Genomic DNA, 20931 nt, shown 5'->3' with positions numbered 1-20931 from the left:
TGCACCGTCACACCGGCGGCAGCATTGCCCGTGCCTCAACACTGGGCATGCCCGTCGCGACCGCGAGGTCGACGAGAAGCGGGCGCAGCAGGTGCACGACGATCGAGGTGGGCATCCGCGCCTCCGGCAGCATGATCGCAGGGTCGAGCAGCGGCATGATCGCAACGAACTCCTCCCGCGCCTTGACCGTCGCCGTCGGGTCGCGGAGGCTTTCGCCCAGCAGGTCGATGCCCTTCGCTATGCGAGCGAAGAGGTCGGCAAGCACAGGGCGCTTCTCGCCATCGCGCACCAGAAAGTCGATGCGACGCGTGGCGACCCGCAGGTGACGCGACGCGAGGTCAAGCCCCGCAAGCACCCGCGCCTGGTGCCGCAACATGGGCAAGTGACGGCGGAGAAACGGCGAGATGCGGGCAATCGCGATCGCCGATTCAAGCGACGCCGTCCACGAATCGAGGTGCCCCTGCGTGCGCCGCAATCGTTCGAGGGCGAGGCCGGCCGCCGGTTCGTGCGCCTCGCGCAGCGCTGTTTCGACGGAGCCGAGCGCCTCGGAGAGGGTCGCGACGAGCCGGCGAGCGTCACGGTCGGCGATGCGTCGAGGGTCGCGCGGGATGAGCGCCGTGACGACAAGGGCGACAACCCCGCCCACGACACCGTCGATGCTGCGGAGAAAGACCCCGCCATCGGGCGCGGGCATGAGCATCACGAGAGCCCCCTGCACTCCTGCTGCGATCGCAAACGGCGCACTCGGCGACACAATGCGGGCGACCAGCAGCGTGATGAACAGCACGAGCGCAAGCTGCCACCAGCCTGTGCCGAGGAGCGTGAGCACGACTTCGCTCAAAACAATGCCGGTGAGGATGCCAACGGCCGACTCGAGCACGCGGCGCGGCCTCGCATCCCGCGAGAACCCGAGGATCGAGATTGTGACGGTCACGGCAATGGCGGGCATCTCGTGACCAAGCAGGTCGTGAGCAATGAAATACGCGATCGTACCGGCGATGACGATCTGCGCGATCGCGGGCAGCGACTGCACCGTGCGGTCGAATGCTGCCTTCGCGTCGAGCCGACGGTTGAGGGCACGCTCGATGCGCGCCGCGTTGGAACGGCGGGCAGGCTGGTCACCTGGTGTGCTCATGCGCTCCGCCCCCGCAGCGAGGTCAACACTCAGGCTCCAGGGCGGCTCGGCCGGGTTGCGGCACCGAGCCGCGGAAGACGCGGCACTCCGGCCGTCGCGCCGGCGCCAGGCGGCACAATGATTTCCTGGCCGGCGGCGACAACACCATCGGCGGTGGTCACCGTCAGCGTCTCGTGCGGGTCGACCGTGCGTTTGATGATCGCGAGCGCAATCGGGCCGAGCTCGTAGTGCCGCGCCACCGAGGTCACAGCACCCACAACCCGGCCATCGGCCGTCGTCGTCTCATCCCCCGGCGCCGGCAGCACCTCATCGGAGCCGTCGAGGTGCAACATGACCAGCCGTCGTGGCGGGTGCCCAAGGTTGTGCACCTTGGCGACCGTCTCCTGCCCGCGATAGCAGCCCTTCGCAAGGTGCACTGCGCTGCGAAGCCAGTCAACCTCGTGGGGAATCGACCGCTCATCCACCTCAAGCGCGAACCGCGGACGCCAGGCGGCGATGCGGAGGGCCTCGAGCGCGAGCGTGCCAGCGGCAGGCACGGTGGAGGCCGCAAGGGACTCGCGAAGCACGAGCGCCTCGCGGTAGACAAACGACAGGCCCGGATGCTCAGCCGCCGCATACTGCCAGCCACCCTCGACAACCGCCGGCCACGGGTCGAGCCACACAAGCGGCACCCCCGCAGGGGCCGCCAGCGGAAGGCCGATGACGCTCGGGTCGGCGAACGCACCGACGGTCGCGACATCCGCCGTGCGATCGGTGATCTCGACACGGAGCATGAATCGCATGCGCAACAGCCACGCCGCAAGCGGTTCGACCTGCGCTGCCTCGACAAGCAGCCAGAGGGTCTCGCCGTCGTCGATGAGCCGCACGGCGTGCTCGATGCGCCCATTCGGGTCGAGGATGAGGGTTTCGGCGGAGTCTCCCGGCTGCATGCCCGAAATCGCCTGGCTGCTGATCGAATCAAGCCACGAGAGGCGGTCGGGACCGGTAAGGGCGAGGACTCCGCGGTTCGAAAGATCGACGATCGCGCGACCAGCCTCGAGTTGCCGCTGCTCTCGATTCGGGTCGCCGTAGTGCGAGGCGACACCGGCATCCGGCCCGTCGGCGGCGACAGCGCCGTGGCGACCAAGCCACGGGGATTGCACGGTGTCACTCAGCACGAGCGAGCCTGCCCGACGCGTGCGAGGTGAGCTGCTGGCCGAGCGCGGCAATATCCCACGCCCACAGCAAATGATTGTCGACGAGCCCATACAACCGCGTCGACGCCGCATGGTCGCGAGCATTCGCCGAGCGCATCACAGCGTCAGTGCCGAGATCGATGCGAGGGCCCTTCACCTGCCCCAGATAAAGCTCACTGACGCCCCCAGGATGAATGATCGACACTTCGAGGTCGAACCCACCATCAGCGTTGCGGAGCGTCTCGACCGCGTCCGCAGTCGTGAACGGGGCCGATCCGCTCCCCCGCAGCATGCCTGGGCCAGGGTCGCCGGGCGTGAGACGACGCGAAAGCCGCCAATAGCCGGTCTCTGCGGTGAGCGGCTCGGGGGCGGCATCCGGCTCATCGCTCAGCAGCCAACTGGAGGCGCTGTAGTTGAGGTGATTGGTGCCGTCGTGACTGAAGCTGACACGCTGTCCGAACTCGAACTCGTGAAGCTCACCGTCGATCGGGTACGAGACCACACCCGTGCCCTCCCACACACCTATGAGCCACGACAGCGGCACAAGCTCAGAGGGAACGGAAGCGTCGATCTCGATCATGCGGACGACCCCCAGCAGCGGTCTGGGCCAGCGGTGCGGCTAGCGCTGGCCGCGAAAAAGGTTATAGACCACGACGGCCGAAACGCCACCGATGGCCAGGATGGCGAGAACCAGAAGTCCGACGAAGAAGAGTTCAAGTGCGAGCAGCATGCTGCAATTCTACCCTCCCGCTGGGGCGATCAGCGCGACGACGCCACTCGCCGCCGCAAGGATCACCACCGACCCTGTGACGGTGGCCGCAAGCCGGTTCACGAAGCCTGTCTTGCTGTCAAGTGCGAGCTGCAGGCAGAACGCGAGGATGGTCGCCCCGGCGAGCAACATCGGGAACCACTGCAATGCCTCACTGCGATCAACGATCAGCGGCGCAGCAGCCGCACCGGCGAGCACGAGCGCCCAGACGACGCCGACGCTCATCCAGGCGCTCCGCCGCGAAGGTGCGGGGCTCTCTTCGATGACGACCATGGTTCAATCCTGCCTCATCGTGCCTGGGTGAGGCAGAGTCCGGCCCTCCCCAGGGATTTCAGCCCAATGAAAAACGCCGGCCAGTGGGTTCTTCACCCACTGGCCGGCGTAATCCGACTATTTCGCTCTTACGGGCGAGGTCCTCCCGGCGGCGGTCCCGGCGGAAGCATCGCGGCGGGCGGGCCAGCAGCGCGCAGCGGCTGGAGTGCACCAGCCCAGCGCTCCAGCTCTGTCAGCATCGGCCCGAACGCGGGCTCCGCGGAGGCGGGCGGCACGAACTCACCGGTCTGGAGGTGCTGGAACACCAGCGGCAGCACGACTCCGTCAGGAATCGGCGCCATGCGAAGGGTCGTGACGATCTGCTTCATCACCTGAACGCCTCGCAGGCCTCCCGCGATGCCGCCGTAGCTGACGAACGCGACAGGCGCGTATGCCCACTCGCGGCCGAGGTAGTCGACCGCATTGAGCAGCGCGATCGACGGGCCGTAGTTGTATTCGGGTGCGACGAAAATGAACGCATCCGCTTCGCGGATCTTCGCAGCCCAGCGCTGAGTGTGCTCGTTCTCGTACTTGCCCATGACCGGGTGGTTGCGCTCATCCAGCACCGGCAAGTTGTAGTCAGCAATGTCGACAAGCTCGACCTCGAAGCGCCCATCGGCGACGGCGCGCTCATACACCCAGTCGGAAATCGGCTTTGCGATACGGCCCGGGCGAGTGCTGCCGACGATAATCTGAAGTTTAGTCAAGGTCTGGTCCCATCGGGTTTTTTCCTGGCATTGTCTTGCGGAAGGTGCTCCAGTGCTCGGCAAGCTTGCCGTCGCGCACACGGAACACCGTAAGAATGTTCCATTCGTACGTGCCACCGGGCACGACTGGATCTGGTGCGAGCTCGCGCATCATCAGGCAGGCGACGTCACCGTCGAGGAGCACGCCAACCACGGGCGGCGGGGTTTGACCCACGATGGGCACGCGACGGAAGTTCTCGATCAGTGCGTCCCGGCCATTGCCGGGAGTGTTCGGATCGCGCTGAATGTAGTCATCGGCGATGTACTTCGTCATCACCTCCACAACGTCCTCCTGCACTCTGTTGTCGCGAACCATGCGCGAGAGCTCGGCTTCGAACTCGATGAGGAGACGCTTCTTCGCAGTGCGTTCCGGAGTGTCGGAGGCAGCAACTGCCGCCTTGAACTCTTCGTTGTCGAGCCAGTTCTCGTAGATGGCGGGGTCGCTGATCTCAGCGATCCCGTTAACTATGGTGAAACCACTCATGCGTGGGATCCTTCCTTTTTGGAGTCTGAACGACGCTCAGGTACGGCGCCGGCGAACATGGGGAACGGGGCAATTCCGAGCACCCTGCGGCCGTTCTGCTCCGCCTGCGGGTCGACGCGAATTGCCCCGTGTGAGGTCAAGACCCGGACATCGCGCACGAAACGCTGGATCGGGTTGCTCAGCGCCACAGTGGATGAGCCGAGGGTCTTTTGCAGGAGGTTGATGGCCTCTTCGCAGAGGTTGGCGACGTACGCGATGTTGAGGCTGATCTCGCTCTCCTCTTCACGCGTGAAGTCGAGACCTGCTGCCGTTCGCGCGTCGACCTGATCGGCGATGCCCTCGATCGTTGCGGCGGAGACGTTGATCATTGCAAGCGCCTTGCCCGCGGCAACCTGTGCGCTCGCCATGTCAGCGATCGTAGGGTACGGAAGGCTAAACGGTGCACGCTTCGCGGCCTGCTCGGCAAAACACGACAACGCACCGCGCGCCATTCCCAGCGCGATTGCAACGTCGGCGACGGCCACCGTAACGAGCAAGGCGGTTCCGCCCTGCTGGTACGCGGGGCCGCTGTAGCGTGTGTTCAGCTCAGCGAACCGCATCGGGTATTCGGCGAGATCGATGAAGCGATGCTCGGGCACGAAAGTCTCGTTCGCAATGCGAATCGAGTTGCTGGAAGACCCGGAGAGTCCCATGACGTTCCAGTCTTCGAGGATTTCGTAGTCGGACTGCGGAACAGCGACGACACCTCGGCCAGAACCAGGGTGGGTCGTCGGGTCGTACTCGACACCGACCATTGCCCAGCGTGCGTGCTTGCAGCCACTGCCGAATGCCCAGCGACCTTCGACCATCCAGCCGCCATCGACGCGACGGCCCCGGCCGACATTGGTAGCGAACACTGAGGCGCCGACAACGGCCAGGCCGGTCCACCCTTCAGCGTCAACGCGAACCTCTTCGACGACCTCTGGATCGAATGCGAGCAGGTTCTTGATGCCTGTGCCGACGAACCCAGACCATCCGGCAGAGCCATCCGCCTCGCCAAGCACACTAATGATTTCGAGCAGGTCACGGGTGCCGAGCGCATACCCGCCCCACTCCTCGGGCATCGTCATTTTGTAAATGCCTGCGTCTGCAAGCGCCTCGAGCACTCGCGGAGTCAACGCAGCAATCCGCTCGCCTTCTTGAGCGTCTTCGCGGATGAGCGGCAGAAGGTCGCGAACCTTGTCGCGGATCTCCCGGCCCTTGTCGGAGAACCAGGGAGACTCGATGGCCCCGGTCGGGACGGGCGGGGGAAACGGCGGCGGGCCAGCCGGCTGGGTCATCGTTGAACTCCTCAAGTTATCGAAACGACAGCGTTTCGTTTTGATAGAAGACTAGCGGTCCGTATCGGGACCAGCAAGTCTGGCGAGTGAACGGAAGCCCACTGCCTAGGTTCTCAAAGCCGGAGCGATCGCCGCTGAGACGAGGCTGGCGGCCTCAACGAGTTGCGCAGCAAATTCGTCAAGTTCTGCAGCCTCATCAAATGGACCAACGACGCTCACGGTAAGGCCGAGAACAACCATGCCCTCGGCATCGAACACCGGCACCTGGATGGCGGCGATGTCGCCCAAGGGAAGGTCGGCGCTGACGCTCGCAATCGTCTGCGACGCATACTCGCTCCACACCCGCGCATACGACTCCTTCTCGGCGTTGGGGTCGGTGGCGTGAGTCATGAACCGGAAGGTGAGGTCTCGATCGATCGACACGCCATAGCCGCGTTCGCGCATCGCCGCGAGCTGCGCCTCAACGCGACGGCGATCGACGGCACCGAACAAGTGGCGCGCGCGCTCGATCCAGAACGACCGAACGCGATCTGGTGCCCATGCTGCGAATAGCGGCTCGACGGGGGCAGCAAAGGGCAGCGAAAGCCCAATCGCGCGCACCGGAGTCGGCGCCTGAGGACTCGGACTCGGTGCGTGCTCGCCCGTCTGCGATGGCGGCACCACCGCCAGCACAACTACTGACTCGCCCGCGAGGGTCGTGATCGCAATGTCGCGGCCGATGCGATCGGCGACCGCGCGCAACACTTCGGTCGCAGATTGGGCTGCACTAAGACGCTCACCGATCAATCGTGCATCGACGGTGTCTGACGGTATAGCGAATGAACCGAACCCTCCCCGTCGATAGAGGAGCGGTGACCCCGCCTCATCTGAGCCGACACCAAAGTGGTCGACGGCACCGACGACGAGCTGGTGGTCACCGTAGCGCTGGATCGAATCCGTGCGGGCCTCGAACCATGCAACAGCGTCGCCGAGCCGCAGGAGACCGTTCGGCGTTGTGACGAGCTCGGCCCGCTCGTACCGGTTGTCGTCTTTGCGAATGAAGGCGCGGAGAAGATCGTCGTGCTCTTCGCCGAGAACGCTTACGGCAAATCTCTCGGCAATAAGAAACGATGGAAATGTCGTCGACACGTCGTCGCCGAAGTACCCGATAAGCGGCGGATCTTGACTCACTGCCACAAAACTGCCGACGATCATGCCGATCGGCTCGCCACTTGCGAGCTTCATGGTGACGAGCGACACCCCGGTCGGGTACTCATTGAGCACCGCCCGCCACCATTCGGTGCGGGCCACCTCAGGTTGAGTGCTGGTGTCACTCACTGGGGTGCAGCAACTCTGGGAGAGATGGGACAGCCTGATCTCGCCGGATACATGAACTGCACTGCGATCACCAGCTTTCGAGTGGACGTCATAGCTGAACTGTACAGTCCACTACTGAACAGTCCCTGGTGCACGCACCGCGCCGGCCGATGCCCCCCCTGGCAATCGACCGGCGCGGCACCGCTTACTCGGACTTCGCCTGGACGGGCTCGCCCTTTGTCTCCTTGGGCGCCAGCTCCATGGACCACGGCTTCGGGTACTTCGGAAGCAGCGCAGCGAACACGGCCGCGAGCGCAGTAATCGCAGTCACTGTCAGGAACGGAATGGTGTAGCTGCCGGTGTTGGCCTGGATGGCACTCACGACGTACGGGGCCAGTGCGAGGGCCGCACCCGAGACTGCGAGCACCAAGCCCTGCAGCGCTGCCAGCGACTTCAATCCGAAGTACCTCACGAGCAGCGACGGCCCGAAGGCAGCCTCTGCGCCGGTCGCGAAACCGAGGCACGCCATCGAGAGGTACATAAGCGGAACTGAACCGGTGTTCATGAGCGCGAGGGCCAGACCGATCGGCACAGCCGCAACGAGCACCGCGACAACCCACGGGTGACGTGCCCGGTCGAGCACGGCGCCGCCAACGAACAGTCCGATCACAGACGTGGTGAAGAGCAACGAGAGCCCGAACGATACCTCGGAGGCGCCGATGCCAGTCGAGCCGTAGAAGTCCACTGCGTTTTGACGCATAGCGACCGGTCCGGTGGCAGCGAGCGTGAGGACCAGCAGGATGAAGATCCAGGCGCGCGTGGGAACAGCCTTCCAGAAGGGCACGCCCGGAAGCATCGAATCCACGACCTTCGGCCCGCCGTCGACGACGGTAACGATCTTCGGTTCGGAGATGAGCCAGAGCACAGTGGGGATACCGATCACGGCAATGGCGATAGCGATGATGTAGTACACGCCATCCCAGCCGACACCCATGAACACGCTTGGGTCAACTGGAGCTGCCGTCATTCCCTCTGGCGGCGGTCCCGACGGCATCTCTTCGCCAGCAGGCGGCGCTTCTGCCGCCGGAGCGTTGCCGTTGATCAGCCATTGGAACACCGGCGAGAGGATCGCGGCGGCGACGCTGGCCATAACACCCACGAGTCCGAACCCGATACCGCGGTGCTGGGGGAACCAGGAACCGATGATCTTGAAGACAACTCCGAGGCTTGAGGCAAAACCAAAGACCGCGGAGATGATGAGGGTGATGGCCAGCACGGGAGTCGAAGACTGGCCCGCCAGCGGAATGAACGCCGTGACGATCGCGTAGAAAATCACCGCGATGAGCGCAAAGCGCTTCGCGCCATGCCGGTCTACCCAGCGTCCGGCGAACGGCAGGAAGAGCGGGCCCATGATGATCGGCAGCGTGACAAACAGCAGAATCGCGTCTGGCGCTGCCATGCCGGTGTCCATCGCGAACGCTGGCACCACGAACGGGGTAAGCGCGGAGAACGCAGAAGGGCTGAGGGATACGAGGAGCAGGCTACCGATGAGCGCGGCCTTCGCCTTCGCCGGGGCCTTGACGAAAGCTCCGACGTATTCCTTCCAGCTGAGCTTCTGCGGCGTGCCGTCAGGGGCGAGGTCTGGTGACTTCGCCCCCGACTTCACAGAGGGATTGGTGCTAGACATTGAGACTCCTTCGACTCGGTCCGAGCGGACGTCGGCTGTGACGCTCGCCATACTGCGTGAATGATGATGCGGGTGGTTCGGTAACGCTGTGCTGCGGGTGGTGAACTAGGGGCGGGGCGGCATCCCAGCGGGCGGTGCTCCGGGAGGCGGGGTTGCCCCAGGCGGCGGGAACCCGGCAGGCGGGCCTCCCGCAGGCGGACCACCGGCAGGCGGGGCGCCCTTGGGCGGTGGTGAGTCGAGCGCAACCATCATGGGGAACGGCTCGAGGCCGAACAGGGCCCGTCCGTTGATCTCGGCCATGGGGTCGACGCGGAACGCGCCGTGCGTCGCGACAACGTGGATGTCGCGCACCGCACGCTGGATCGGGTTCGACAGCGACACCGCCGACGAACCAAGCGCGAGCAAGAAGCTGTCTACGATACGGAGGCACTCGTGAATCTGGTGCACCAGGTCCATGGTGATCTCGGGCTCATCCCAGGGAGCGAACCCCTCGCCGGCGGTCGCGCGGCGGTCGATCTCATCTGCGTGACGCCACAGCACCGCGTTGGCGGCATTGATCGCGGCGCGGGCTTTGCCAGCAACGATCTGGATGGACGCCATCTCTGACATCGTCTTGTACGGAAGATTGAACGGCGGACGCTTGGCCGCCTGCTCGAGGAAGGCGTCAAGGGCACCCTCCGCGATGCCGACCGCGAGCGCGGTGAAAGCGCAGGTGGTAGCGACCATGCCACCGATTGGGCTGTGCTGGAAGGCGAGACCGGAGTACTTGCCTTCGATCGCTTCGTTCCGCTGTCGAAGCTCGTTCGTATGGACGACGCGATAGTCGGGCACGAAGACCTCTTCATCGGCGCGCACGCTGTTCGAGTTCGTCGCCTGAAGTCCCATGACATGCCAGTCATCGACAATCGAATACTGATCACGAGAGAGGATGCCCATGCCGCGACGACGCTCGCCACTCTGCGGGTCGTCGTATTCGAACCCGACCGTGCCCCAGGCAGCATGCTTGCTGCCGCTACCGAACGACCACTTGCCCTTCACCATGTAGCCGCCGTCGACCTTGCGGCCGTCGCCGACCTTTGGGGCGAAGACGGTTGCGCCGAACATGATCGGCCCGACCCAATCTTCGATACCGGCGAAGACCTCGTCGCGGGCCTTCTCATCGAACCCAAGCGTGTTCTTCGCAGCGCTCGAGACGATCACGAGCCAGCCGGCCGATGCATCGCCCTGCCCGAGCGCTTTGACCACCTCAGCTGTGTCGCGAGCGCCGAGCGCTGAACCGCCGAGTTCAAGCGGGATGGTGACCTTGAACGCACCGACACGGTGCACGGCTTCGAGCGTTGCCGGCGCGAGCTCTCCGAGCGCCTCGCCCTCTGCCGCGTGTTCACGCAGCAGTGGAACTAGTTCGAGAATCTCGTCGCGCATCCGCCGGCCAACCTCGGTGAGGTGCGGCGACTCGGCAAACTTGGGTCCAGAAACTGGAGGCGCTCCCATGGGGGGCATTCCTGGCGGGGGTCCGTCGGTCGTCGGTCTGGCCGGTAACGTCATTGTTCATTCCAGTTCGTTCGTGGTGATCAAGCGCAGCTCGTGTCAGCAGACCGTTGGGTGCGCAGAGCAGGCCTGACGTAGTCAGGATTTGGAAGCAGATCGACGTTCTTATCGAAACGAACTGCTTCGTTTAGCTCACCGCGACAGTAATGCCCTGCTCCGCGAATTGCAAGCGGCGCGCGTTAGCCGCGAGCGCTAGCACCCGAGAGTTGCCGCGCGAATCGTGACTGCTCAAGCACGGGGAGGAGGATTGTGTCGATGAATCCGACGAGATATTCGGCATCGGGACGGCTGCCGTCGGCGAGATGCCTCGCAAGGGGGAGAGACAGCGCGATGTGATGGCAATAGCGCCGGGTCGTGTCGCTGATCTCGATCTCTCCGCGCGCAACGGCGCGATCGATCACGAGATTGAGCGACGAGCGAGCCGGCACAGAAAGCTCGCCGCGCAGCCTCTCCGCGAGCACCTCATCGCCAGTCGCCGCATGCAAGAGTGCGGCCAAGATTGTCATCTCAGAGTCAGTAACCTGCACGAGATCGTCCATGAGGGCCAGAAGGTCTCCCCGGAGGGTGCCAGTGTCGACATCGCCAGGCGGATTCTCCGGCCGATGCCACCGGAGGGCCGTGAGCACGAGTCCGGGCTTGCCCTCCCACTGGCGATACAACGTCGCCGTACTGCACTTGGCCCGCCTCGCGACCGCCGGCATCGTCAAACCCTGGTAACCGACCTCCTCGATCAGCTCCAGCGTGGCGGCAAAAATCTCACCCTGACGGCCCGGAGCGAGCCTGGTCCGATTTGTGCGATCCGTCAGCTCCGACATCACGTTCCCTCGTCTCGAGAAAGCTATAGAGACTCGACAATACCTCTCCGATCGGGACCAGGGCAGTGGCGCAACGGCAGAGACAGCATCGGTGCACGCGACACCCGCGGCGACTGGTTAGACTGACGTCAGAATTTTGGAGGCCCCGTTGGCGCAGTTGTTAGTACTGACATCAGCGGTCGACAGCGAGGTGCTACCTGCGTTGGGCCTGCTGAGCCATCGGGTGAAGCAGCTACCGGCTACCCCGGCCCAACTCGTGAACACGCCGAGTTGCGACCTCATGATGGTCGACGCGCGCAAAGACCTCGCCGCAGCCAAAGCTCTCTGCAAGATTCTCAGCAACACCGGGATCACTGTTCCGCTCATCCTCATCGTCACCGAAGGGGGTCTCGCCGCCGTCACCTCGGAGTGGGGGATCGACGATGTCCTACTCGTCGATGCAGGCCCGGCCGAAGTCGACACGCGCATTCGTCTCGCCATGGGGCGAAAGACCGGCGATCAAACGAGCTCAAAGATCCAGGCATCCGGTGTCGTCATCGATGAGGCAAGCTACTCGGCAAAGGTGCAGGGCAAGCCGCTCGATCTCACATTCAAAGAATTCGAGCTGCTGCGGTTCCTCGCGAGCCATCCCTCCCGCGTCTTCACCCGCGAACAGCTGCTGAGCGAGGTCTGGGGATACGACTACTTCGGCGGCACGCGCACCGTCGATGTGCACGTGCGACGACTGCGCGCAAAGCTCGGCGACCTTGAGTCGCTCATCGGCACCGTGCGCAACGTTGGCTACCGCTTCACCGGCCACGACGATGACGATCAAGGCTCATGACCCCGCCGTCCCTGACTGGCTCGCTGGGCTAATCACCCGCGCGACCAGAGTCGACGGCCAACCTCCCTTCTCCGATCAGACACTGGTCGAGCTGCGTGCCGGGCGACGCACACTCCTCACGATCGGTGAGGATGCTGCGGCCATCGTGCTGCACGGCGCCCCGGGCGAAGCCGAACTCGTCGTCGACCCCGAGGCCCGTCGGCAAGGCTACGGTGCAGCCCTGCTCGAGCTCGTGCTCGCCGAGTGCTCCAACGTGCTGGTGTGGGCGCACGGTGACTCCCCTGGTGCTCGCGCCCTCGCAGCCCGCATGGGCTTCGCCCCTGTGCGTCGCCTGCTGCAGCTCCGTGCTCCCATCGATCTCACCGCGCCGGTCGACGCCGCCGCGCTCGATAGTTTCAGCGCCTTCCGCCCCGGAATCGACGATGCTGACTGGCTCGCACTCAACTCTGCGGCGTTCTCAGCCCACCCAGAACAGGGGGCACTCACCCAGGCCGACCTCGATGCGAGAATGGCCGAGCCGTGGTTTGATCCAGACGACCTTTTGCTGCTGCGGGGGGCTGGCGGCACCCTCGACGCGTTCTGCTGGCTCAAGGTCGAAGGCGGCGTCGGCGAGTTCTACGTTGTCGCAGTAAGCCCGAAACAGCAGGGATCGGGGCTCGGACGGCTGCTTGTGCGGGCCGGGCTCGCGAGGCTCGCGAGCTGCGGCATCCGCACATCATCGCTATATGTCGATGATGACAACAAAGCCGCCGTGCGCCTTTACCGCGCGTTCCACTTTGGCGATTACGCCGTCGACGTGCAGTACCGGCACGAAAAAGAAGTCTGATTCGAGCGACCGCGCGCTGCTAACGTTCACCTGTCTCGGCCCTTGCCCGAGAGTTTTGCTCATGCCAGGAAGGACGTGCAATGTCGCACATCACCACAGCCCGACGTATCGCCGCAATCGGCGTCATTGGCGCACTCGCCCTCACCGGCTGTGCCGCAGAAGCCGCCGCAAAGGACACGACACTCGACCTCGGGGTCTTTGTTCCGATGACATCCTTCGCCTCGTGGGACGCCGCTTGGGATACCCAGTCACCCTATTATCAGGCAGTCTACGACACCCTTTTGCGGGCAGACAACCAGGGTGTGGTCACCCCCGGACTCGCGACGGAATGGGAGTACGACGAGACCCGCACCATCGCGACCTTCACGCTGCGCGAAGATGTCACGTTCAGCGATGGCACAGCATTCGATGCCGAAGTTGCCGCCGAGAACCTTGAGCGCTTTCGCGACGGCGCATCCGAGAACGCCGCGTTCCTCATGGGAATGACGTCGGCCGAGGCCATCGACACGTACACACTTCAGGTCACGCTCTCAGAGCCCGACCCGGCGTTCTTCACGCACCTTTCGCAAAATGCAGGCCTCCAAAGCGCACCCGCAATGTGGGATGCCGCCGACGCCGCAACCAACCCCATCGGCTCTGGCCCATACCTGCTCAACACGCAAGAAAGCGTGCCGGGCGCCAGCTGGGTGTTTGAGCGCCGCGACGACCACTGGGACGCCGGCAGCTTCGCCTACGAAGAGATCATCATCACCTTCTATGCCGACCCGCCCGCGATGCTGGAAGCCATTCAAAGCGGTGCCGTCGATGCGACGCCACTGCAGAGCGCCACGCAGCTCGTCGATGCAGAGGCCGCCGGATACAGCGCCCACATCTCAGAATTCGACTGGGCCGGCATCGTGCTGGCCGACCGCGCAGGCACCATCAACCCCGCGCTCGGCGATGTGCGCGTGCGTCAAGCCATCAACCACGCGCTCGACCGCGAACTACTCGCTGAAGAACTCGCCGCAGGCTGGGGAACCCCCACCACGCAAGTCTTTGGCAAGACCTCGGCGGCCTTCGACCCAGAGCTCGACGACCGCTACCCCTACGACGTTGAGAAGGCGCGCGAACTGCTCGCGGAAGCAGGGTACGCGGACGGCCTCACCCTTGTGATGCCCACCAGTAGCTATGCGCCAGAAACCGAGAGAGCCCTCTATGTGGAGCAGTTCGCCGCAGTCGGCATCACCCTGGAATGGGAGATGACGGGCGACGAACTCTTCGGACGCATGCTCGGCGGCTCATGGTCTGCCTTCACCATGCAGCTCCAAGCTGAAGCGACAGCGTGGGAAGCGCTGCAGCTCTCACTGATGCCGTTCTCCGCCTGGAACCCCTTCAGGATCGAAGACCCCACAGTGATGGAACTGGCGCAGACCATCCGAATGGGCGATGAGAGCGAGCCAGAGCAGGCCGCGGCAGCAGCGGAGCTCGGAGAGTACGTCGTCGAACAGGCGTGGTTCGCACCGACATTCCGTATTCAGTCGGCCTACATCACCAACAGCCACACGCTCGTCGCCCGACAGGCCGACAACGCGGTGCCGTACCTCTGGAACATCAAGCCGCGCTAGTCATGCCACCACGCGTGTTTACCAATTGGCAAGGTGGGGGTGCCAAGATTGGCCGATGGACAGCGACACCTTCATTGATGACACCGGCCTGGCTACCGACAGCCTCGACGATGACGACTACGACTCGGCGTGGGTTGACGACGGAACGCTGCCCGCCGAGCGGTACCTTGACCGCGAACTGAGCTGGCTCGCGTTCAACACGCGAGTGTTGGAGTTGGCCGAGGATGCCACGCTCCCCCTGCTCGAACGCGTGAACTTTCTCGCCATCTTTGCGAGCAACCTCGACGAGTTCTTCATGGTGCGTGTCGCCGGCCTCAAGCGCCGCATCGCCACCGGCATCGCGGTGCCGACAAACATCGGCCGGGCGCCCGCCGACGTGCTCGCCAGCATCAGCCTGCGGGCCCACGAGTTGCAGGAGCGCCATTCGATTGCCTTCAAAGAGATCGTCAAGCCCGCCCTCGATGAAGCCGGCATCCATATCGAGTCGTGGACCGACCTCGACCAGGAGGATCGCGATCGGGTCGCCGAGATCTTCTCCGCGCAGATCTTTCCGGTGCTCATGCCGCTCGCGGTCGACCCCGCGCATCCGTTCCCATACATTTCTGGCCTCTCGCTGAACCTTTCGGTGCGCGTGCGGCACCCCAAGAGCGGCAAAGAGCAGTTCGCCCGCATCAAGGTGCCGACGATCCTGCCGCGCTTCGTGCGACTGCCGGATGATGAGCGAGGGTTGCTGCGGTTTATTCCGCTCGAAGACCTCATCTCAAACCACCTCGGCGACCTGTTCCCCGGCATGGAGATTCTCGACCACCACGAGTTCCGCGTCACCCGCAACGAAGACGTCGAGGTTGAGGAAGACGAGTCAGAGAACCTGATTCAGAGCCTCGAGCGCGAGCTGTTGCGCCGCCGTTTCGGCCCGCCCATCCGGCTTGAGATCAGCGACGACATGGATGAGCGCACCCTCGAGCTGCTCGTGCGCGAACTCGGTGTTACGCAGCAAGAGGTGTACCGCCTGCCGGCACCACTCGACCTCGGCGGCCTGTTCGAAGTGTTCAAGATCGACCGTCCGACGCTCAAATACCGCAAGCATGTGCCGACCACGAGCACGGCCCTCATGCCGTCCGAGCCCGGCGCCGAGCCAGACATCTTCGCTTCAATCGCGCGTCGCGATGTGCTCGTGCACCACCCCTACGAATCGTTCGGCACGAGCGTGCAGGCGTTTTTGGAGCAGGCCGCAGCGGATCCCGCCGTGCTCGCCATCAAGCAGACCCTCTATCGCACGAGCGGTGACAGCCCCATCGTCGAAGCGCTCATCGACGCGGCCGAAGCCGGCAAGGCGGTGCTTGCGCTCGTCGAAATCAAGGCGCGCTTCGATGAGCAGGCAAACATCTCGTGGGCACGCAAGCTCGAAAAGGCCGGTGTCCACGTCGTCTACGGTCTCGTCGGCCTCAAGACGCACTGCAAGCTCGCCCTTGTCGTGCGGCAAGAACAAGACGGGACCCTCCGCAACTACAGCCACGTCGGCACGGGCAACTACAACCCCAAGACAAGCCGCGTCTATGAAGACCTCGGGCTCTTTACCGCCGACCCGGTCGTCGGCAAAGACCTCACCCGCCTCTTCAACGAGCTCTCCGGCTACGCCATCGAGAAGAAGTTCAAGCGCCTGCTCGTCGCCCCCCTCCACCTCCGCAAAGGCCTGCTCAAGCGCATCGAAGCCGAGCGAGCCAATGCGGTCGCAGGCAAGCGCAGCGGCATCCGCATCAAGCTCAACTCAATCGTCGACGAGCAAATCATCGACGCCCTCTACCGTGCGAGCCAGGCGGGCGTGCCCGTCGACCTCGTCGTGCGCGGCATCTGCGGGCTCCGGCCCGGGGTCGAGGGGCTCAGCGAAACGATCCGCGTGCGCTCTGTGCTCGGGCGGTACCTCGAGCATTCACGCATTTTCTGGTTCGAGAACGACGGCGACCCGCAGGTCTTCATCGGGAGCGCCGACATGATGCACCGCAACTTGGACCGCCGCATCGAAGCCCTCGTGCGCCTCGTCGACCCGGAGCACCTCGACCGCGTGAGCGGACTCCTCGACCTCGCGATGTCGACCGAAACCTCATCGTGGTATCTCGAGAGCGACGGCGAATGGGTGCGTCAACACCTTGATGCCGAAGGTGCGCCGCTCAGCGACATGCAGAATGTCGTCATGACGTCTGTGACCTCCCGCCGACGCCCGAGCGGCCCCCGGTGACGCCCGAGTCGGCACCGCCCCCCGTCATCGCCGCCGGCGCCCTGTGCTGGCGCATCATCGACGGCAGAATTCGTGTGCTGCTCGTGCACCGTGATCGCCACGGCGATGTCTCCCTGCCAAAAGGCAAGGTCGACGCCGGCGAGAGCCTGCAGGAGACGGCGGTGCGAGAGATCGCCGAGGAGACCGGCCTCGCCATCGCACTCGGTGCACCACTCGGCACGACCGAGTACAAGCTGCCGGGCGGACGCGAAAAGATCGTGCACTACTGGACGGCCGAAGTCGATGACAGCACACACGCTGCATCGACATTTGCACCGAACGACGAGATAGCCAGGCTCGAGTGGCTCACGCTCAAGAAGGCGCACAAGGCGCTGACCTACCCGCACGATCGTGCCGTGCTCGAGCGCTTTCAGGCTCGCGTCGGCAACGACACACTCCGAACGTTTGCGATCATCGCACTCCGACACGGCAAGGCCATGCCCCCGCACACCTTCCCCGGCGTTGATGCCGAACGACCGCTCCAGCCCGCCGGCGTGGAGCAGGCCAAGCAGGCGGCGAAAGCGATCGCCGCCTACCGCCCGAAGAAGCTCCTCTCGAGCAGTGCTGTGCGCTGTGTCTCGACAATCAAACCGATCGCAACCCTCACCGGCCTCTCGATCAAGTCGACGCACAAGATCAGTCAAGACGCGTGGGAGCAGGGCGGTGGGGATGTCGCGGCCATCGTCACAAAGCGGCTCGCGAAGCGCGTCACCGCGGTGCTGTGCAGTCACGGCCCCGTGCTTCCCGAGATCGTGGCCGAGGTGGCGAGGCAGAGCAATACGCAGGCCGATCGATCCGTCAGGGCCTCCGGAATGCTCGAGACGGGAGCGTTCACCGTGCTGCACCTTGCGGCCGAGCGACCCGACGCCGGAATCGTCGCGATCGAGATGCACGGGCCGGCCTAGCGGCGCTCTGACACTGACGCCGTCGCATGGGCGGGCATCGCGCGGGTCCACGCAAAAAAGTCGTTAGCCTGTACAGGTGATTCTTGAGGGCACCCGGTGACACGAGTTCGACGTCGCATAGCGGCACTGTCGGCCATCGTCGCAGCATTGGCACTGACATCGTGCGCGGTGAATGAGGCGTTCCCCGGCACCGCCACCGGAGTCTCCGGCATCGTGATCGGCGGAGGCTCGAGCGCACAACAGTCTGCACAAGAAGCCTGGATCGTGGGGTTCCAGACCATCAATCAGGGGGCGACGGTCGAATATGACCCGGCCGGATCGGGTGCCGGTCGTGAAATGTTCATCGCTGGCGGCACCGCGTTTGCCGCGTCGGATCGGGCCTACACGCTAGAAGAGCTCGAGGAGTCGCCGTTCGAGGCGTGCACTCCTGGGAGCGACATCGTCGAAATCCCCGCGTACATCTCCCCCATCGCGATCGCCTTCAGCCTCGATGGGATCGACGAACTCAACATGGATGCAGCGACGATCGCTGGCATCTTCGCTGGGGACATCACCCGGTGGAACGATGACGCGATCGTTGCGCTGAACCCTGAGGTCGACCTTCCCGACCAGGTGATCACCCCCGTGCATCGCAGCGATGACTCCGGCGTCACCGAGAACTTCACGTCGTATCTCCACGCAACAGCACCCGAGGTGTGGCCCTATGAAGAAGACGGCGTGTGGCCCTTCGAAGGAGGCGAGGCCGCACAGGGCAACTCTGGCGTGGTCGACACCGTGAGCAACGGCTCTGGCACGATCGCCTATATCGACGCCTCCCGCGTCGGTGAGCTCGGTGTCGTTTCGGTGAAGGTGGGAGACGAATTCGTGCCCTACTCTTCGGAGGCCGCTGCCGCAATCGTGGATGTCTCGCCGATCGGCGAAGGTCGCGCAGACAGCGACCTCGCCGTCGAAATCGACCGAACTTCGACCGAAGCGGGGGTCTACCCGATCGTGCTGCTGAGCTACCTCATCGGATGCATCGACTACGTCGACAAAGACGATGCCGAGCTGGTGAAGGCCTACTTCGAATACGTCATCAGCGACGAAGGGCAACTCGCCGCGGCAGACCACGCCGGTTCGGCCCCCATCTCGGAGCGGCTCTTCGAACGGGCATCCGCCGCCGTCGAGCGCATCGGCTGACGGGGGATATTTAGATGACCACACAGTCGACTTACCCGAAAATCAAGGCCAAGCTTCGGCTCGGCGACCGCATCTTCTCCACCACCGCGCTCACCGCCGGTGCTCTCATTCTCGCAATCCTCGCGCTCGTCGCCGCCTTCCTCATCATCGAGAGCGTGCCGGCGCTGACGAGCGACCCCGACGACGTCCAGATCCTCGAGGGCGAAGCATTCGGAAGCTACGTGCTCCCCCTCGTCTTCGGCACCCTCTGGTCGTCGGCCCTCGCCCTCACCATGGCCGTGCCAGTGGCGATCGGCATCGCGCTCTTCATCTCGCACTACGCGCCGCGGAGGCTCGCCGCCGGGCTCGGCTACATCATCGACCTGCTCGCGGCAGTGCCATCCGTCGTGTTCGGGCTGTGGGGGGCGAACGTGCTCGCGCCCGCCGTGCAACCCTTCTACACGTGGCTCACCGAGAATCTCGGTTGGATTCCCCTGTTCGCGCCGCCGGCATCCGGCACCGGTCGCACGATCCTCACGGCGTCGATCGTGCTCGCCGTCATGATCCTCCCGATCATCACCGCCCTCACCCGCGAGGTGTTTCTGCAGACCCCCGTGCTGCATGAAGAAGCGGCGCTCGCCCTCGGCGCCACGCGCTGGGAGATGATCCGCACTGCCGTGCTCCCCTTCGGCAGGCCCGGCATCATCAGCGCCTCCATGCTCGGGCTCGGCCGTGCACTGGGTGAAACGATGGCCGTCGCGATGGTGCTGTCTGCCTCTGGTGGCATCACCCTCGCCGTGCTGACCTCATCGAACCCCGGCACGATCGCTGCAAACATTGCCCTCAGCTTTCCCGAAGCGTTCGGGCTCAACATCAACCTCCTCATCGCAACCGGCCTCATCCTCTTCGCCATCACCCTTGTCGTGAACATGATCGCCCGATGGATCATCAATCGCCGCAAAGAGTTCTCGGGAGCCAACTGATGACGAACTCCACTCTGGCCGCAAACCCTTACGCCTCCGGCATCCTCGGCAAATACACCCCCTGGTTCGTGCTCGCCGGCGCCCTCGTGATCTCCGTCGTCAGCTTCTGGCTCATCGGCCAGGCCGACGATGGCTCATTCAACATCGTGGGTGCCATCCTCGTGTCGGCGCTGCTCTACATGGCCGGCATCTACACGATCTCCCTCCTCATCGAGGGGGCTCGCAAAGCCAAAGATCGGCTCGTTACGGCGCTCGTCGTCAGCGCGTTCGTGGTCGCCCTCCTCCCCCTCATCTCGCTCCTCTACACGGTCGTCGCCAATGGCACGGCCCGGTTCGACCTCGAGTTCTTCACATACTCGATGCGCAATATCCTGGGCTCCGGCGGCGGTATCGTGCACGCCATCGTCGGCACCCTCCTCATGACCCTCACCGCCGCTGTGATCTCGGTGCCGATCGGCCTGCTCGCCTCGATCTACCTCGTCGAGTACGGGCGCGGTCCGCTCGCACGCGCCATCACCTTCTTCGTCGATGTCATGACCGGCATCCCCTCGATCGTTGCCGGGCTCTTTGCCTACTCGGTCTTCGCGATCTTCTTCGGGCCCGGCATCAAACTCGGCATTGCCGGCGCCGTCGCACTCGCCGTGCTCATGATTCCCATCGTCGTGCGCTCGTGCGAAGACATGCTCAAGCTCGTGCCCAACGAACTTCGCGAAGCGGCCTACGCGCTCGGCGTGCCGAAATGGCTCACCGTGATGAAGGTTGTGCTGCCGACATCCATCGCCGGAATCATGACCGGTGTGACGCTCGCCATCGCCCGTGTGATCGGCGAAACCGCACCGCTACTCATCGCCGCCGGCTTCACCAACAACCTCAACTACAACCTCACCGAAGGTCGCATGCAGAGCCTGCCGGTGCTCGTCTACAACCAGTACGTGAGCCAGGGCACGGTGCCGCAAGACTCAATCGACCGGGCCTGGGCCGGAGCGCTCACCCTCATCCTCATCGTCATGGCACTCAACCTCATCGCCCGCCTCATCGCCCGCTATTTCGCCCCCAAGACCGGCCGCTAGA

The 20931-nt window shown here is 64.4% G+C and carries 19 protein-coding genes; 8 read left to right on the top strand and 11 right to left on the bottom strand.

Annotated elements, in window-relative coordinates; all coding sequences use genetic code 11:
* Positions 1 to 7: 7 nt before the first annotated feature.
* The 11 genes from ACY48M_RS12710 to ACY48M_RS12660 form a co-directional block, all read right to left on the bottom strand.
* Positions 8 to 1135, bottom strand: a complete 1128-nt coding sequence (locus tag ACY48M_RS12710; RefSeq protein WP_462820663.1) for an FUSC family protein — start codon at positions 1133 to 1135, stop codon at positions 8 to 10.
* 29 nt (positions 1136 to 1164) lie between these two features.
* Positions 1165 to 2292 (bottom strand): CAF17-like 4Fe-4S cluster assembly/insertion protein YgfZ, encoded by a 1128-nt coding sequence (gene ygfZ, locus ACY48M_RS12705; protein ID WP_462820662.1) that lies wholly within the window; start codon positions 2290 to 2292, stop codon positions 1165 to 1167.
* A complete protein-coding gene (locus ACY48M_RS12700; RefSeq protein ID WP_462820661.1) occupies positions 2282 to 2890 on the bottom strand; it encodes a nitrobindin family protein in 609 nt (202 codons plus the stop codon). The genes ygfZ and ACY48M_RS12700 overlap by 11 nt, the downstream gene beginning before the upstream one ends.
* Before the next feature lie 159 nt (positions 2891 to 3049).
* Positions 3050 to 3352 carry a hypothetical protein gene (locus ACY48M_RS12695; protein WP_462820660.1) on the bottom strand — a complete coding sequence of 101 codons (303 nt, stop codon included), beginning with the start codon at positions 3350 to 3352 and terminating at the stop codon, positions 3050 to 3052.
* Between the two features lie 128 nt (positions 3353 to 3480).
* The gene (locus tag ACY48M_RS12690; RefSeq protein ID WP_462820659.1) at positions 3481 to 4098 is read right to left on the bottom strand and encodes an NADPH-dependent FMN reductase; all 618 of its coding nucleotides are present in this window, start codon (positions 4096 to 4098) and stop codon (positions 3481 to 3483) included.
* Positions 4091 to 4621, bottom strand: a complete 531-nt coding sequence (locus ACY48M_RS12685) for a nuclear transport factor 2 family protein (protein ID WP_462820658.1) — start codon at positions 4619 to 4621, stop codon at positions 4091 to 4093. The genes ACY48M_RS12690 and ACY48M_RS12685 overlap by 8 nt, the downstream gene beginning before the upstream one ends.
* A complete protein-coding gene (locus tag ACY48M_RS12680) occupies positions 4618 to 5940 on the bottom strand; it encodes an acyl-CoA dehydrogenase family protein (protein ID WP_462820657.1) in 1323 nt (440 codons plus the stop codon). Before ACY48M_RS12680 ends, ACY48M_RS12685 begins: the two co-directional genes overlap by 4 nt.
* Before the next feature lie 105 nt (positions 5941 to 6045).
* Positions 6046 to 7257, bottom strand: a complete 1212-nt coding sequence (locus tag ACY48M_RS12675; protein WP_462820656.1) for a flavin reductase — start codon at positions 7255 to 7257, stop codon at positions 6046 to 6048.
* 184 nt (positions 7258 to 7441) lie between these two features.
* Positions 7442 to 8923, bottom strand: a complete 1482-nt coding sequence (locus ACY48M_RS12670; RefSeq protein WP_462820655.1) for an MFS transporter — start codon at positions 8921 to 8923, stop codon at positions 7442 to 7444.
* Between the two features lie 105 nt (positions 8924 to 9028).
* Positions 9029 to 10414 carry an acyl-CoA dehydrogenase family protein gene (locus ACY48M_RS12665; protein ID WP_462820654.1) on the bottom strand — a complete coding sequence of 462 codons (1386 nt, stop codon included), beginning with the start codon at positions 10412 to 10414 and terminating at the stop codon, positions 9029 to 9031.
* Positions 10415 to 10650: 236 nt separating this feature from the next.
* Positions 10651 to 11286: a TetR/AcrR family transcriptional regulator gene (locus ACY48M_RS12660; RefSeq protein ID WP_462820653.1), complete on the bottom strand. Its 636-nt coding sequence runs from the start codon at positions 11284 to 11286 to the stop codon at positions 10651 to 10653.
* A gap of 148 nt (positions 11287 to 11434) precedes the next feature.
* On the opposite strand from ACY48M_RS12660, the gene ACY48M_RS12655 reads away from it, so the two are divergent.
* The 8 genes from ACY48M_RS12655 to pstA all read left to right on the top strand — a co-directional run bounded on the left by ACY48M_RS12655 (position 11435) and on the right by pstA (position 20930).
* Complete coding sequence (locus ACY48M_RS12655) at positions 11435 to 12109, top strand: winged helix-turn-helix transcriptional regulator (protein WP_462820652.1); 675 nt, start codon at positions 11435 to 11437, stop codon at positions 12107 to 12109.
* The gene (gene mshD, locus ACY48M_RS12650; RefSeq protein WP_462820651.1) at positions 12063 to 12935 is read left to right on the top strand and encodes a mycothiol synthase; all 873 of its coding nucleotides are present in this window, start codon (positions 12063 to 12065) and stop codon (positions 12933 to 12935) included. Before ACY48M_RS12655 ends, mshD begins: the two co-directional genes overlap by 47 nt.
* A gap of 80 nt (positions 12936 to 13015) precedes the next feature.
* Positions 13016 to 14539, top strand: a complete 1524-nt coding sequence (locus ACY48M_RS12645; RefSeq protein ID WP_462820650.1) for an ABC transporter substrate-binding protein — start codon at positions 13016 to 13018, stop codon at positions 14537 to 14539.
* Positions 14540 to 14594: 55 nt separating this feature from the next.
* Positions 14595 to 16775: an RNA degradosome polyphosphate kinase gene (locus tag ACY48M_RS12640; protein ID WP_462820649.1), complete on the top strand. Its 2181-nt coding sequence runs from the start codon at positions 14595 to 14597 to the stop codon at positions 16773 to 16775.
* Positions 16772 to 17719 (top strand): NUDIX hydrolase, encoded by a 948-nt coding sequence (locus ACY48M_RS12635; RefSeq protein WP_462820648.1) that lies wholly within the window; start codon positions 16772 to 16774, stop codon positions 17717 to 17719. Before ACY48M_RS12640 ends, ACY48M_RS12635 begins: the two co-directional genes overlap by 4 nt.
* Before the next feature lie 96 nt (positions 17720 to 17815).
* Positions 17816 to 18898 carry a phosphate ABC transporter substrate-binding protein PstS gene (locus ACY48M_RS12630; RefSeq protein WP_462820647.1) on the top strand — a complete coding sequence of 361 codons (1083 nt, stop codon included), beginning with the start codon at positions 17816 to 17818 and terminating at the stop codon, positions 18896 to 18898.
* 14 nt (positions 18899 to 18912) lie between these two features.
* On the top strand, positions 18913 to 19860 hold the full coding sequence (pstC, locus tag ACY48M_RS12625) for a phosphate ABC transporter permease subunit PstC (protein WP_462820646.1): 948 nt from the start codon (positions 18913 to 18915) through the stop codon (positions 19858 to 19860).
* Positions 19860 to 20930 carry a phosphate ABC transporter permease PstA gene (pstA, locus tag ACY48M_RS12620; RefSeq protein WP_462820645.1) on the top strand — a complete coding sequence of 357 codons (1071 nt, stop codon included), beginning with the start codon at positions 19860 to 19862 and terminating at the stop codon, positions 20928 to 20930. Before pstC ends, pstA begins: the two co-directional genes overlap by 1 nt.
* Position 20931 lies beyond the last annotated feature (1 nt).

It is taken from the genome of Homoserinimonas flava, from assembly GCF_054969005.1.
The sequence above is the reverse complement of the archived record's forward strand: the minus strand, read 5'-3'. Positions and strand labels throughout refer to the sequence as shown.